Origin of the sequence: Hymenobacter sp. DG25B, from assembly GCF_000801315.1 — a bacterium.
Taxonomy (GTDB): Bacteria; Bacteroidota; Bacteroidia; order Cytophagales; family Hymenobacteraceae; genus Hymenobacter.
On sequence record NZ_CP010054.1, the window covers coordinates 3189373 to 3202488 of the forward strand.

11 protein-coding genes are annotated in these 13116 nt (G+C 59.5%); 10 read left to right on the forward strand and 1 reads right to left on the reverse strand.

The annotated features are described in order from the left end of the window. The first annotated feature begins 18 nt into the window (after nt 1-18). From PK28_RS13730 to PK28_RS13740, 3 genes are all read left to right on the forward strand, one after another. Nucleotides 19-675, forward strand: a complete 657-nt coding sequence (locus PK28_RS13730; RefSeq protein WP_044514757.1) for a 3-oxoacid CoA-transferase subunit B — start codon at nt 19-21, stop codon at nt 673-675. 204 nt (nt 676-879) lie between these two features. Continuing rightward, the gene (locus tag PK28_RS13735; protein WP_082017219.1) at nt 880-2523 is read left to right on the forward strand and encodes a bifunctional GNAT family N-acetyltransferase/carbon-nitrogen hydrolase family protein; all 1644 of its coding nucleotides are present in this window, start codon (nt 880-882) and stop codon (nt 2521-2523) included. A 146-nt stretch (nt 2524-2669) separates the two neighbouring features. Beyond that, a complete protein-coding gene (locus tag PK28_RS13740) occupies nt 2670-3392 on the forward strand; it encodes an SDR family oxidoreductase (protein ID WP_044514759.1) in 723 nt (240 codons plus the stop codon). A 92-nt stretch (nt 3393-3484) separates the two neighbouring features. Here PK28_RS13740 and PK28_RS13745 read toward each other — a convergent pair whose 3' ends face one another. After that, nucleotides 3485-4207 carry an RDD family protein gene (locus PK28_RS13745; protein WP_044514760.1) on the reverse strand — a complete coding sequence of 241 codons (723 nt, stop codon included), beginning with the start codon at nt 4205-4207 and terminating at the stop codon, nt 3485-3487. Between the two features lie 133 nt (nt 4208-4340). Between PK28_RS13745 and PK28_RS13750 the strand changes: the two genes are divergently transcribed. The 7 genes from PK28_RS13750 (at nt 4341) to PK28_RS13780 (ending at nt 13065) form a co-directional block, all read left to right on the forward strand. Beyond that, entirely contained in the window at nt 4341-5303 is a 963-nt protein-coding gene (locus PK28_RS13750; RefSeq protein ID WP_044514762.1) for a stage II sporulation protein M, read from the forward strand. A 23-nt stretch (nt 5304-5326) separates the two neighbouring features. Beyond that, nucleotides 5327-6364 carry a hypothetical protein gene (locus tag PK28_RS13755; RefSeq protein ID WP_044514765.1) on the forward strand — a complete coding sequence of 346 codons (1038 nt, stop codon included), beginning with the start codon at nt 5327-5329 and terminating at the stop codon, nt 6362-6364. Next, the gene (locus PK28_RS13760) at nt 6330-7136 is read left to right on the forward strand and encodes a DUF4129 domain-containing protein (RefSeq protein WP_082017118.1); all 807 of its coding nucleotides are present in this window, start codon (nt 6330-6332) and stop codon (nt 7134-7136) included. The genes PK28_RS13755 and PK28_RS13760 overlap by 35 nt, the downstream gene beginning before the upstream one ends. Further along, entirely contained in the window at nt 7133-8413 is a 1281-nt protein-coding gene (locus PK28_RS13765) for a DUF4350 domain-containing protein (protein WP_044514768.1), read from the forward strand. Before PK28_RS13760 ends, PK28_RS13765 begins: the two co-directional genes overlap by 4 nt. A 13-nt stretch (nt 8414-8426) precedes the next feature. Beyond that, nucleotides 8427-9485, forward strand: a complete 1059-nt coding sequence (locus tag PK28_RS13770) for an AAA family ATPase (protein ID WP_082017119.1) — start codon at nt 8427-8429, stop codon at nt 9483-9485. A 48-nt stretch (nt 9486-9533) separates the two neighbouring features. Further along, nucleotides 9534-10886 (forward strand): DUF58 domain-containing protein, encoded by a 1353-nt coding sequence (locus PK28_RS13775; RefSeq protein ID WP_156126395.1) that lies wholly within the window; start codon nt 9534-9536, stop codon nt 10884-10886. An 88-nt stretch (nt 10887-10974) separates the two neighbouring features. Next, a complete protein-coding gene (locus PK28_RS13780) occupies nt 10975-13065 on the forward strand; it encodes a beta-N-acetylhexosaminidase (protein WP_048826058.1) in 2091 nt (696 codons plus the stop codon). The last annotated feature ends 51 nt before the right edge of the window (nt 13066-13116 follow it).

The window sequence follows — 13116 nt, forward strand, 5'->3', positions numbered from 1 at the left end:
AAACCCTAAGCCCTACCCATGCTAGATAAACACGGCATCGCCAAACGCATTGCGCAGGAAGTGCGCGATGGATACTACGTCAACCTGGGCATCGGCATTCCGACGCTGGTGGCCAATTATATTCCCGCCGGCATCAATGTGGTGCTGCAAAGCGAGAACGGGCTGTTGGGCATGGGCCCCTTCCCCACCGACGCCGAAGTAGACGCCGACCTCATCAACGCCGGCAAGCAAACCGTGACCACGCTGCCCGGTTCCAGCCTCTTCTCTTCCGCCGATTCCTTTGGGATGATACGCGGGGAGCACGTGGACCTGACCATTCTGGGCGCCATGGAAGTATCGGAGCGCGGCGACATTGCCAACTGGAAGATTCCCGGCAAAATGGTGAAAGGCATGGGCGGCGCCATGGACCTGGTGGCCTCCGCCAAGAACATTATTGTAGCCATGCAGCACGTGGCCAAAGACGGCAGCAGCAAGCTGCTGCCCAGCTGCACCCTGCCCATTACGGGCCTGCGCTGCGTGAAAAAGGTAGTAACCGAGCTGGCCGTGCTGGATATAACTCCAGATGGCTTTGTGCTGCGCGAGCGGGCGCCGGGTGTATCGGTGGAGCAAATTCAGGCGGCTACGGCCGGCCGGCTGGTTATACCCGAAGGCGGGGTACCGGAAATGGTACTGTAGGCCAGAATTTTTTTAGGCAGCTTAGCTGTTGTATTTCCGCCCGGTTCAGCTTCTGCGCCGGGCGGAATGCGTTAGGGGTTTTCCTACTTTCCAACACAAGGCCGCCTCCCACCGTACCTTTGTTTAAACTACGCTTGACCTATGCCCTCTTCTTCCAACAATAAAACCGGCGGCAGCCACGCCAAAAAATCAACCCTGCCCGGCATGCCTTCTGTGCCGGAACTGCTCACGCCCACGGCGGTACCGGCTCACAAACTGGTGCTGCGCACCCTCCGCCGCGGCGACTACAAAGCTGTGCGCGACATTATGGACAAAGTGTATTCCAATATGGAAGGCGCCTGGGCGCAGGATGAGTACAACAACCTGATTCGCAAATTCCCCGAAGGCCAGATCTGCATCGAAGATAATGGGATGGTGGTAGCCGCCGCGCTGGCCATTATTGTGCAGTACTCTGATTTCGGCGACCGGCACACCTACGCCAAAATTACCGGCCACGGCAAGTTTGACACCCATAACTCCGATGGCGACACCCTGTACGGCGTGGACGTATTTGTGGACCCCGAGTACCGCAGCCTGCGCCTGGGCCGCCGCCTCTACGATGCCCGCAAAGAGCTGTGTGAGAACCTGAACCTGCGCGCCATGGTGGCCGGCGGACGCATTCCCGGCTACGCCGCCTACGCCAATGAGATGACGCCTGCCAAGTATGTGGAGATGGTGCGCAACAAAGAATTGACGGACCCCATTCTCACCTTCCAGCTTTCCAACGAATTCCACGTTCGTAAAATCATCCGCGGGTATCTACCCTATGACTCCGAGTCCAAAGCCTTTGCGACGCTCCTGGAGTGGATTAACGTGTACTACGATGAGGATGTAGACAAGCTCATCGGTAACACGAAGAGCAACGTGCGCATTGGCATTGTGCAGTGGCAGATGCGCGCCACCAGCTCCCTGGAAGACCTGATGCAGCAGATTGAGTTTTTCGTGGATACCGTTTCAGGCTACAAGTCCGACTGCGTGCTGTTTCCAGAGTTCTTTAACGCCCCGCTCATGGCCCTCACCAACGAGGACTCGCCTTCGGTGGCTATCCGGGCCATGGCGGCCTTCACCGAGCCCATTAAGGCGAAGATGATGGAGCTGGCCGTGAGCTATAACATCAACATTGTGGCGGGCTCCATGCCGGTGTACGAGGATGGCAAGCTGCACAACGTGGCTTACCTCTGCCGGCGCGACGGTACCGTGGATGAGCAATATAAGCTGCACGTAACCCCCGACGAAGCCAGCTACTGGGGCATGCGCGGCGGCGATAAGCTCAAGTGCTTTGATACCGACTTCGGCAAAATTGGTATTCTGGTTTGCTACGATGTGGAGTTCCCCGAGCTGGCGCGCATGCTGAGCGACGAGGGCGTGAAAATCCTGTTCGTACCGTTCTGGACCGATACCAAAAACGCCTACCAGCGCGTGCGCATATGCGCCCAGGCCCGGGCCATTGAGAATGAGTGCTACGTGGCCATTACCGGCTCGGTGGGCAACCTGCCGCGCGTAGAAAACATGGACATTCAGTACTCGCAGAGTGCCGTGTTCAGCCCCTCGGACTTTGCCTTCCCCCACGATGCCATTGTGGCCGAAGCCACGCCTAACACGGAAATGACCCTCATTGCCGACCTGGACCTGGACCTGCTGAAGGACCTGAATACCAGTGGGGCGGTGCGTAACCTCCGCGACCGGCGCAAGGACCTGTACTCCCTCAGCTGGACGGTAAAAAAATCGGACCGCGACGAAGAGCTGCTCTCCCAGGGTGAGGAGCGCCTGCCTCGCATTAGCAAGCGCAAGGCTATTGCGGCCGGGTAATTCCACAGTTTCATTTCCCGATTTCCAACGTCCGCTGTTTGTTAACGGCGGACGTTGACATTTCAGCCCAGCCCCACACCTGCGGATATTTCTGTAAACTTCGGGGCCGATGTCATCGGCCTTTATACGCATTCAAACACCACCCTATGAAACGCATTTTCATTACCGGTGCCAACCGGGGCCTGGGCCTGGAGCTTACCCGCCAATACCTGGAGCGCGGCGACCAAGTGTTTGCTGCCAGCCGCACACCTGATGCGGCTACCGAGCTGCGTACCCTGCGGGCCCAGTACCCCGACCGGCTGACCCTGGTTGCCCTGGATGTTACGGACCCCGCTTCCATTAATGCTGCCCGCAGAGCCGTGGAAGAGGTTACCGATGGTCTGGAAGTTTTGATAAATAACGCTGGCATTTACCCCGGCGCCGGGGCCGATGGGCAGGCCGCCTCCCAGCGCCTGGGCGCCCTTACGGTGGAAGATGCCCTAACGGTTCTGAAAACCAATGCTATTGGGCCGCTCATGGTTTCGCAGGAATTGTTGGGGCTGCTGAGAGCCGGCCACAAAGGCCGCATTATCAGCCTGTCTTCGGGCCTGGGCTCCCTCACGTGGAAAGCCTCCGGCGACCCTTACCACTACAGCGCCAGCAAAGCCGCGCTTAATATGTATATGCGCGCATTAGCAGCTGAAATTGGCAACCAGGGCCTGATATGTATCCTGGTAGACCCCGGCTGGGTGCGCACCGATATGGGTGGCGCCGGTGCCACCCTGCCCCCTTCCGACTCGGCCAAAGGCATTATCCGGCTGGCAGAACAACTACACGCCGAGGAAAACGGCAGCTTTGTTACCTGGCGCGGCGAGCCGGTGCCGTGGTAAGCAGCTGGCAAACCTGAACCCCTCGAACGCAAAAAGCGGAGACACGCCTGTTGGCCTGTCGCCGCTTTTCTTTTTACCTCTACTCTAATGTCCTAGCCGTGGGTGGCAGCCAGGTGGGCATGGTCCCGGATAATGGTGTGCAGGAAGGGCTCATCCTGCAAATCAGTCTGAATGCCGGTCAGCGACTTTACTCTGGTGGCTACTTCGTTCAACAACATATAATTATTGCGCTTCAGGGCCTGGTGCATGAGGCGGTGTACCAGGTTGATATCCTGATCAGAGAGGGTACTGACCTGGGGAAACACCACCATGTAGCCCGCGGGCAGCTCGGCAAGCGGGAGGCGGCCGGTGGCGGGGACCGGGCGCAGGCTTACTACCATGGTATTGGCAGCCATGTCGCCGAGGCGCTGGCCGTGGCCGTTGAGCAGTACGGCTACGGTGGCAATGCTCCCAAAAGAGGCACTTACTTCCACCAGGCCCAACAGCCAGCGCAGGAGGTAGTCGCCGGCGTGGGGCCGCAGGCCGTCGCGCCGCGTTACTTTTATCTGGCGGGCCCGCTTGCCAATACTTTGGCCATTGAAGAATATCTCGCAGAGGGGGTGGTAGAGCAGCCAGGGTAAAGCTATTAGCATCAGCTGCAGAATGCGGCGCTCATCCTGAGAGTTGGTAGCCTTTTCTATTAGGAAGTTAACCACTACTGAAAAAAGCACCAGCACCAGCCAGTCCAGCAGTTGCGCCAGGATCCGGTCGCCCACGCTGGCTACTTCATACTCCAGCGCCACGTTCTGGGCGGTCTGCACGTGAATCGTACTCATGAAAAAGCGTTTTGGATAATCAGGGCAAAATTGAACAATAAGGGAAATACTCCGGGGCGGAGCAGGGTATTTTTATATATTTGTCAGACGCTGCTATTAGCGATTAGCTCTATTTCCGTGGATTCGGCGCCGTATGCGCGAAGTTATATTTCTGCGTCAGAACCAGGCAAAGTGGCAGCAGTATGAAAATACCCCGGCCCGCACGCCCGATGAGCTGGCCAACCGCTTTATTGAACTCACCGACGATTTATCGTACGCCCGCACCTTCTATCCGGACTCCAGCACCACCGCATATCTGAACACCCTAACGGGCAAGCTACACCAGGCACTGTACAAAAACAAAAGCCTGGAGCAGGGCCGGTTTGTACATTTCTGGCGGCGCGAGTTGCCCCTGCTGGTGGCCCGCCACCACGGCACGCTGGCCATTGCCCTATTGTTTTTTACGCTCTGCACCGCCCTGGGGGCTTTATCTGCTGCCCTCGATGACTCCTTTGTGCGCGTGGTGCTGGGCGACGAGTACGTGAACCAGACGCTGGCCAACATAGAGCGCGGCGACCCCATGGCGGTATATAAGGGCGGGAATGAAAGCGTGATGTTTCTCTACATCACCCTGAACAACATCAAAGTCTCGCTGCTGGCCTTTGCCAGCGGGCTGCTGCCGGGCCTGGGCACCGGCACTATTCTTTTCCGCAATGGCATGATGCTGGGCTCGTTTCAGTATTTCTTTTACCAGAAAGGCGTGCTGCTGCCTTCGCTGCTCACCATCTGGATTCACGGCACGCTGGAAATATCGGCTATTGTGCTGGCCGGCGGCGCGGGGCTGGTCATGAGCCGGGGCATTCTGTTTCCGGGAACCTACGCCCGGCGCGAGTCCTTTCGCCGGGCCGCCCGCGACGGCATGCGGCTGGTGCTGGGCCTGGTACCCATCTTCATTCTGGCTGGCTTTCTGGAAGGCTTTGTAACGCGCCATACGGAGATGCCACTGGCAGCCAGCCTGCTCATTATTGGCAGCTCGGCGGGGTTTATTATCTGGTACTTTATTCTGTATCCGCGGCGGCTGCGCCAACGGCAGGCCGCTGCTTTTCCTGTTTTCTGATTCCTGCTTTATACCTCCCCGCTATGGCTCATCTGCCCTTTACCCGCCCCACCGATTTTCTGCGCGAGCGGGAATTTGGCCGCAAAATCGAAGCCTCATTTGACTTCATCCGGGCCCACTTTCGCCCGCTGGGCAAGTGCTTAGTATACATTGTTTTGCCACTGCTCCTGCTGCAGGGCATTGCTGGCGGGCTGTTGCAGGCCCGCATGGGCGGCGTGCTTCATACCTGGCAGACCATGATGGCCCGGGGCGGCGCTGGTAATCAGGCCGAGTCGTTACAGCGCCTCTCCAACCTGGTGAGTGGGCCGGAGTACTGGGTAGCCATCCTGGGTAGTCTGTTTTCTTATACCCTGCTCATCCTGACGGTATATGGCTATGTGGTGCTGCGCCTGGAAAAGCAGGACCCGCTGGAGCCGGTTACGGTGCAAGAAGTATGGGCGGTAGTTAAGCGGCGCTTTGCCGGCACCTTAGCCTCGTTTTTCGGCCTTGTGTTCTTTGTAATTCTTGGGGCGCTGGCGGTAGGCATAGTAATAGGCTTTGCTACTTCTATGCTGCGAGGGAACCTCTTTATGGTGTTTTTAATGGGTTTCACAGTTTACGGGGTTATAAGCTACGCTATGGTGGCGCTGAGCTTGTTCTTCATTATTCAGCTACGGGAGCGGAAGGGCTTTTTTGCCACCATTGGCCGCTGCTTCTCGCTGGTATGGGGAAAGTGGTGGTCTACCTTCGGACTTATTTTCATTATGATGTTGCTGGTAGGGGTGCTGGCCATTGTGGTTTTGTCAATTACTACCCTGATCAGCAGCCCGTTTGCGGCTACCCCTGAGCAGGCACAAACGGCCCTGGGCCGGGTCATGTCCGTAGTGGCAGCGTGCCTGAATTCAGTGTCGATGATGGCCCTTTACCCGTTGCTGTTTCTGGCCCTGGCCTTCCAGTATTTCAACCTGGTAGAGCGTAAGGAAGGCCAGGGGCTGCACGCGCTGGTGGGTACTATCGGCGCCCAGCCTGAAGTCGCCCCTGCTTCCCATGCCTACCAGCCCGATGATGAGGGCGAATACTAGCCGCCCGGCGCTCTACCACCGGCGGTGGCTGCCAGTAGCCGTGCTTTCCGTACTGCTCCTGATTCTAACTGCGGCCACCCCGGCCATTCCGGTCCGTTCTAAAGCCGCACGCGCCGCTATTCACCTGCCTACTGACCGTACTACCCCCAACCAGCGGCCCCTGCCAGCGGCCCGGCTGCGCAAGCTCCGGCAACAGCGTGAGTTCCGATATGTGGAGCCAGTGCCCGCTGAAACCAGCACCATGAGTCTGTTCTGGCGGCGCTTTTGGCAGTGGCTGGGCGAGCTGCTGTCCGGGCCAGGCTACCAGAGCCGGGGACGCTATGTGGTGTATGCTGCTTTCGGGGCCGCCTTTCTGTATGTGCTGTTGCGCCTGTTGCGGCTGGATTATACCAGCGCCTTCGGGCGGTCCAGCCGCTCCTTGCCGCTCAGCTACGAAGCGGCACCGGAAGACATAAATAACATCGATTTTGCAACCCGCCTGGAAGAGGCCGAAGCTTCTGGCAACTACCGGCTGGCCGTGCGGCTGGGCTACCTGTTGGTATTGCACACCCTGGCTGCGCGCCACCTCATAAACTGGCAGCCAGACAAAACCAACCACCACTACCTGCAGGAACTGGCCGGAACGTCCTGGCTGCCAGGCTTCGGCCAGCTCACCCGCCAGTTTGAGTACGTGTGGTATGGCGAGGAAACCCTTACGCCACTAAGCTATGCTACCGTGCGCGACGCCCGGCAGCAGTTTCTGACCGACCTGACCCGCCGCGCCGCCTCATGACCCGATTCCGCGCTTATCTTCTGGGGCTGGTGGTATTATTTGCGGGCTTTGTGGCCGTGGAATACTTTAAGCCCGAGCCCACCAACTGGAAGCCTACCTACCAGAACCGCCACAAAATTCCCTACGGCACCTATGTGCTCTTTGATCTGCTGCCGGACCTTTTTGGGCAGCGCGTAAGTACCGTGCGCCAGCCCATTGCCAACCAGCTGCTGCCCAGCCTGGGCAAGCAGGAGTTTTCCCACCCCGATACGGTGTTGCCGGTGGGTGCGCCCGCTGCCCGGGTACTGCGCACCCCGGCCAACTACCTGTTTGTAAACCACACTTTCTCGCTCAGCCGGCTAGATCGGGACGCCCTGCTGCGCTACGTGGCCCGCGGTAATCACGCCTTCATTGCCACCGAAAACCTCGACGACCTGCTCGCCGACACCCTCCGCCTGCAGATGGTCAGCATTTCCGAGAGCGTGAAGCGCCGCGCCGGCCGGCTGGCTACCCGCCAAACCAACACCGACAGCACCACCCTCCGGCTCCTGAACCCGGCTTTTGCCGCACACGCCCGCTTCCGTTTTCCTACCGCGCAGGCCAACCAGTATTTTAAGCCCGATAGTGCCTGCCAGGCCACCGTGCTGGCCCTGAACGACCACCAGCAGCCCGTACTGGTGCGCGTGCCCTACGGCCGGGGCTCCTTATTCCTGAGTTCCACCCCGGCCGCTTTCAGCAATTACTTTCTGCTCCGGCCCGCCACGGCGGGCTTCGGGTTTTCGGCACTGTCTTACCTGCCGGCGCGGCCCATTTTCTGGGACGAGTACCAAAAGCAAGGCCCCCTGGGTGAGCAGTCCTTGCTGCGGGTAGTGATGAGCCATGAGGCGCTGCGCTGGGCCTTTTACCTGCTGATGGCCAGCCTGCTGCTGTTTATGATAGTAGAGGCCCGCCGCCGGCAGCGCGTTATTCCGGTGTTGAAGCCCTTGCCTAACACCACCTTACTGTTTACGCGCACGGTGGCTTCTTTGTACCGGCAGGGCGGCAACCATGAGCGCATCGCCGAGAAGAAAATCAACCTGTTTCTGGAGTTCCTGCGCAACCGCTTCCAGGAAACTTCCCCCGACCTCAACGACGAAGCCTTCCGGGAACGGCTGACGCAGAAAGCCGGCATGCCCCGCCCCCGCATCGACGAGCTGATTCGTCGGATTCATTTTGCCCGCACAGCTCCCACCGTCTCCGACACAGAGCTGCTGCTGCTCAGCCAAACGCTGGCCGCTTTCCGCCGCGACGCCCGCTAACTACCTTTCCGCCATGACTTCTGATTTCTCCTCCCCCGCCTCCGATTTAACCACCGCTCAGCCCCCGCTCCCGGAAACCGAGCCGGCGCCGCCCGTAGCGGAAACATCCTTCGGCTCCCGCACCGATTTCAATCAGCTGCAAACCGCTGCCGCTGCCATCCGGCAGGAGCTGGGGCGCATTATTGTGGGCCAACAGGAGTTGATTGAGCTGCTGCTGACGGCTATTCTGGCCAATGGACACGTGCTGCTGGAAGGCGTGCCGGGTGTAGCCAAAACCCTCACGGCCAAACTTCTGGCCCGCACCCTGGATGTGCCCTTCAGCCGCATTCAGTTCACCCCGGACATGATGCCTTCCGATGTGCTGGGGACTTCCATATATCGGCCTAACAAAGCGGAGTTTGAATTCCGCCCCGGTCCCATTTTCGCCAGCGTGGTGCTGATTGACGAAATCAACCGCGCGCCCGCCAAAACGCAGTCGGCGCTGTTTGAGGTGATGGAGGAGCACCATGTAACCCAGGATGGCGTGACCTACGCCATGCAGGAGCCCTTTATGGTGCTGGCCACCCAGAACCCCGTGGAGCAGGAAGGCACCTACCGCCTGCCGGAAGCCCAGCTGGACCGCTTCTTATTTAAGATTCATATTGGCTACCCCACCACGGAAGAGGAAGTTTCTATTCTGCAGGGCCACCATGCGGGCCGGGGCAGCGCTATGCTTTCGGCGGTACAGGCCGTGCTCACGGCCGAGCAGGTGGCCCAGCTGCGCCAACAGGTGCAGCAGCAGCACGTAGAGCCCAAGCTGCTGGAATATATTGCCCGCATTGTGGGCCAGACGCGGGCGCATAAGTCCCTGTATCTGGGGGCTTCTCCCCGTGCCTCCCTGGCATTACTGAACGGTGCCAAAGCCCTGGCTGCCCTGCGCGGCCGCGACTTTGTAACACCCGAAGACGTACAGTATCTAGCCCCGGCCGTGTTGCGCCACCGCATTCTGCTCACGCCGGAGCGCGAGATGGAAGGCACCACACCCGATGAGGTAGTGAAGCTGATTCTGCAGCAGATTGAAGTACCCCGCTAGGCTGTAGCCGCTCCATTCTGCCTTCTCACCCGCTTTGCTTTCTGGCTCTTGAAGTCCTTTTTCCTTACTAAGCGCCTTTTTCTGCTGCTGGCCGCCCTGATAGCCGGGCTGGTGGTGGCGTTTTTCTGGCCTGTGCTGCTGGCGCCCATGCAAGTGGCGTTGGGACTGTTATTCCTGTTGACGTTGCTGGATGTGGCCCTGCTCTACCTACCAGGCGCCAACGGCGCGGGCCAGGTCTTCGGGCGGCGCGTGCTGGGCGAGAAGCTGGCCAACGGCTCCGATAACGACGTGGCCATTTACCTGGAAAACCACTACCGGTTCCCCATCCAAACGGAAACCATTGATGAGATTCCGCATCAGTTTCAGCGGCGCGATGTGCTGTTTCAGGTAAGCCTGGCGGCGGGTGAAACGCAGGCCATTCACTACCGACTGCGCCCCGTAAAGCGCGGCGAATACCAGTTTGGGGCCGTGCACGTGTACGTTGCCTCCCCGCTGGGGCTGGTGCGGCGGCGCTTTCGCTTTAGCCAGAACCAGACGGTGCCGGTGTACCCCTCGTTTCTGCAGATGCGCCAGTACGAGCTGCTGGCCATTCACAACCGCCTCACCGATGTGGGCGTGAAGCGTATCCGGCGGGTGGGCCACAGCATGGAGTTTGAGCAGGTGCGCCCCTACGTGCCCGGCGACGACCCACGCGCCATCAACTGGAAAGCCACGGCCCGCCGCGCCGGCACCGGCGGCACCGATGCCCTGGTGGTAAACCACTTTCAGGACGAGCGTGCCCAGCAGGTGTATTGCCTGATTGATAAGGGCCGGGTAATGCGCATGCCGTTTGAAGGCCTCAGCCTGCTCGACTACGCCATTAACGCCACGCTCGTGGTCAGCAACATTGCCCTGCTCAAGCATGATAAAGCCGGCCTGTTCACCTTTTCCAACCGCCCCGGCGCCCTGCTGCCCGCCGACCGCCGCAGCGGCCACCTGCTGAAGCTGCTGGAGGTGCTGTATCGCCAGAAAACCAAGTACCTGGAAACTGATTTCGAGCTGCTTTACGCCACCGTACGGTCCAAAATCCGGCAGCGCAGCCTGCTTATTCTGTTTACCAATTTCGAAACCCTGAACGGCCTGCACCGCCAGTTGCCCTACCTGCGCCGCCTGGCCAAAGACCACTTATTGCTGGTGGTTTTCTTTGAGAACACTGAACTGCAACAGTTCCTGAATTCCCCGGCGGAAACTACCGAAGAGGTTTATAACCAAACTATTGCTGAGCAGTTTGCGCACGAGAAGCGGCAGATTGTGCTGGAGCTGCAGCGCTACGGCATTCATGCACTACTTACCGCCCCGCAGCACCTCACGGCCAATACCATCAACCGGTATCTGGAGTTTAAAGCCCGCGGGCTGATTTAAGCCCGGCAGGCTGGCATGAAGTTCGAAGGGCTACCCAAAACCGCGCTGGCCCGTATCTTTCAGCGCTTCTGTTCCCTCGTGTAGCCCTATGCTTCTGCGCCTCCGCTTCTTTGCTCTTTCCCTGCTTTTTCTTTTTCCGGCCGTTATTCTTCTGGCGCAGCCTACTACGGCCACCCGCAACCTGATGCCGGTGCCCGCCGAGCTGAAATGGGGAAAAGGCCGTTTTGTAGTTAAGCAGCACTGGCGCGTACTGCTCCCCTCTGCCCCGGCAGATTCTGCGGTAACGGCCGCGGTGCAGCACTTTAACTTCTGGCTGATTGAGCGCACCGGGCGCCCCAGCCTGGCGTTTGCCCAAAGTCAGCCCACCCAGCCCACCGAGCTAAGTATCCGGTATGGCCGCTCCGGCAAAGTACTGCTAGGCGAAGATGAGTCGTACACCTTGCGCGTAACGCCCATTGGCGTGGTGCTGGAAGCGCCTACCAGCCTGGGCATTCTGCGCGGGCTGGCTACGTTGCAGCAGCTACTCACCGTAGAGAAAAAGTCCTTTTATTTCCCGGAGGCCGATATTCACGACCGGCCCCGTTTTGCGTGGCGCGGCCTGCTGATTGATGCCGCCCGGCACTTTATGCCGGTGCCCGTGCTCAAGCGCAACCTGGATGCTATGGCTGCCGTGAAGCTGAACGTGCTGCACTGGCACCTCACCGATGACCAAGCATTCCGGGTAGAAAGCCGGGTGTTCCCGCGTCTGCATCAGGCCGGCAGCACTACGCCCGGCTTCTACACCCGCGCTCAGATTAAGGAAGTCCTGGACTATGCCGCCGCGCGGGGCATTCGGGTGATTCCCGAGTTCGATGTTCCCAGCCATGCTACCAGCTGGCTGGTGGCCTATCCACGCCTGGCTTCTATTGATACCGTTTACACGCCCTATCAGAGCTTTCGCACCTCCAATATTGCCCTGGATCCTACCCGCGAAACTACCTATACCTTCATCGACTCCCTATTCGCGGAGATGACGCAGCTGTTTCCCGACCCGTATTTCCACATTGGCGGCGACGAAAACGACGGCCGGCAGTGGCGGCGCAACCCGCGCATTGCCCAGTACATGCGCGCCCAGGGCATGCTCACCCCCAAAGGCCTGCCCGATAAGCACCAGTTGCAGACCCAGTTCAACCGCCGGGTGCTTACCATTGTGCAGAAGTACAACAAGAAGATGATTGGCTGGGATGAAATTCTGGGCCCGGGCCTGCCGCCTGATGCCGTTATCCAAAGCTGGCGCGGCAAGAAAGGCCTGTACGATGCCGTAAAAGAAGGCCACCCGGCCCTGCTCTCCAATGGCTATTACCTCGACCTGAACTACTCCGCCGCCTCTCACTATCTCACTGATCCGCTGCCAGTCGATGCCCCCCTCACGGAAGCCCAGAAGAAACTGATTCTGGGCGGCGAAGCCACCATGTGGAGTGAGTTTGCCGACGCCCATATCATTGACAGCCGCATCTGGCCCCGAGCCGCCGCCGTGGCCGAGCGTCTGTGGTCTGCTAGTACGGTTACCGATGTTCCGGACATGTACCGTCGCCTGGCCGCGGTATCAGCTCAGCTGGAAACCCTGGGGCTACAGCACCGCCAGGCGCCGGAGCAGATCCTGCAACAGCTGGCCGGCTCTCCCGATGTAACGGCCTTGCGCACCCTGGCCGAAGTGCTGGAACCCGTGAAGGAGTACAAGCGGCATTTCCAGGGTTTCACCTACACGCCGCAAACCCCGCTAAACCGCCTGGTAGATGCCGCCCCCGCCGAATCAGAAAAAGCCCGCATGTTTGGGGTGCAGGTGGATAGCCTGCTGGCTTTGGTCAAGGCCAACCAGGGCAAGCTGCCCCGGACTCCATCGGCCCGCCGCGTGTTCAATGGCCTGCGCAGTCAGTTGCAAACCTGGCAGCTAAACGAGGTGCGCGTGCAGCCGCTGCTGCAAACATCACCCAGCCTGCGCGAATACGCGCCCCTTTCCACGCACCTGGCCCAGGTAGCGTCTATCGGCCTGGCTCGCCTGGCGCAGCTGGAGAAAGGCCAGCAGCCACCTGCTGGCTGGCTGGCACCCCTGCAAAAGCAGCTGGATGCCGCCAAGGCCCCGGCCGGCCAAACCGAACTGGTAGTGGTGGATCCTATCAAACGCCTGTTAAGTCAATAATCCCACTTTAAATAAATAGCCCCGTCACAATCATGTTTGTGGCGGGGCTAT

Excerpts from the sequence above, each read along its gene's own strand:
- PK28_RS13730 (WP_044514757.1), top strand. The coding sequence starts at position 19 with ATGCTAGATAAACACGGCATCGCCAAACGCATTGCGCAGGAAGTGCGC.
- PK28_RS13735 (WP_082017219.1), top strand. The coding sequence starts at position 880 with ATGCCTTCTGTGCCGGAACTGCTCACGCCCACGGCGGTACCGGCTCAC.
- PK28_RS13740 (WP_044514759.1), top strand. The coding sequence starts at position 2,670 with ATGAAACGCATTTTCATTACCGGTGCCAACCGGGGCCTGGGCCTGGAG.
- PK28_RS13745 (WP_044514760.1), bottom strand. The coding sequence starts at position 4,207 with ATGAGTACGATTCACGTGCAGACCGCCCAGAACGTGGCGCTGGAGTAT.
- PK28_RS13750 (WP_044514762.1), top strand. The coding sequence starts at position 4,341 with ATGCGCGAAGTTATATTTCTGCGTCAGAACCAGGCAAAGTGGCAGCAG.
- PK28_RS13755 (WP_044514765.1), top strand. The coding sequence starts at position 5,327 with ATGGCTCATCTGCCCTTTACCCGCCCCACCGATTTTCTGCGCGAGCGG.
- PK28_RS13760 (WP_082017118.1), top strand. The coding sequence starts at position 6,330 with ATGCCTACCAGCCCGATGATGAGGGCGAATACTAGCCGCCCGGCGCTC.
- PK28_RS13765 (WP_044514768.1), top strand. The coding sequence starts at position 7,133 with ATGACCCGATTCCGCGCTTATCTTCTGGGGCTGGTGGTATTATTTGCG.
- PK28_RS13770 (WP_082017119.1), top strand. The coding sequence starts at position 8,427 with ATGACTTCTGATTTCTCCTCCCCCGCCTCCGATTTAACCACCGCTCAG.
- PK28_RS13780 (WP_048826058.1), top strand. The coding sequence starts at position 10,975 with ATGCTTCTGCGCCTCCGCTTCTTTGCTCTTTCCCTGCTTTTTCTTTTT.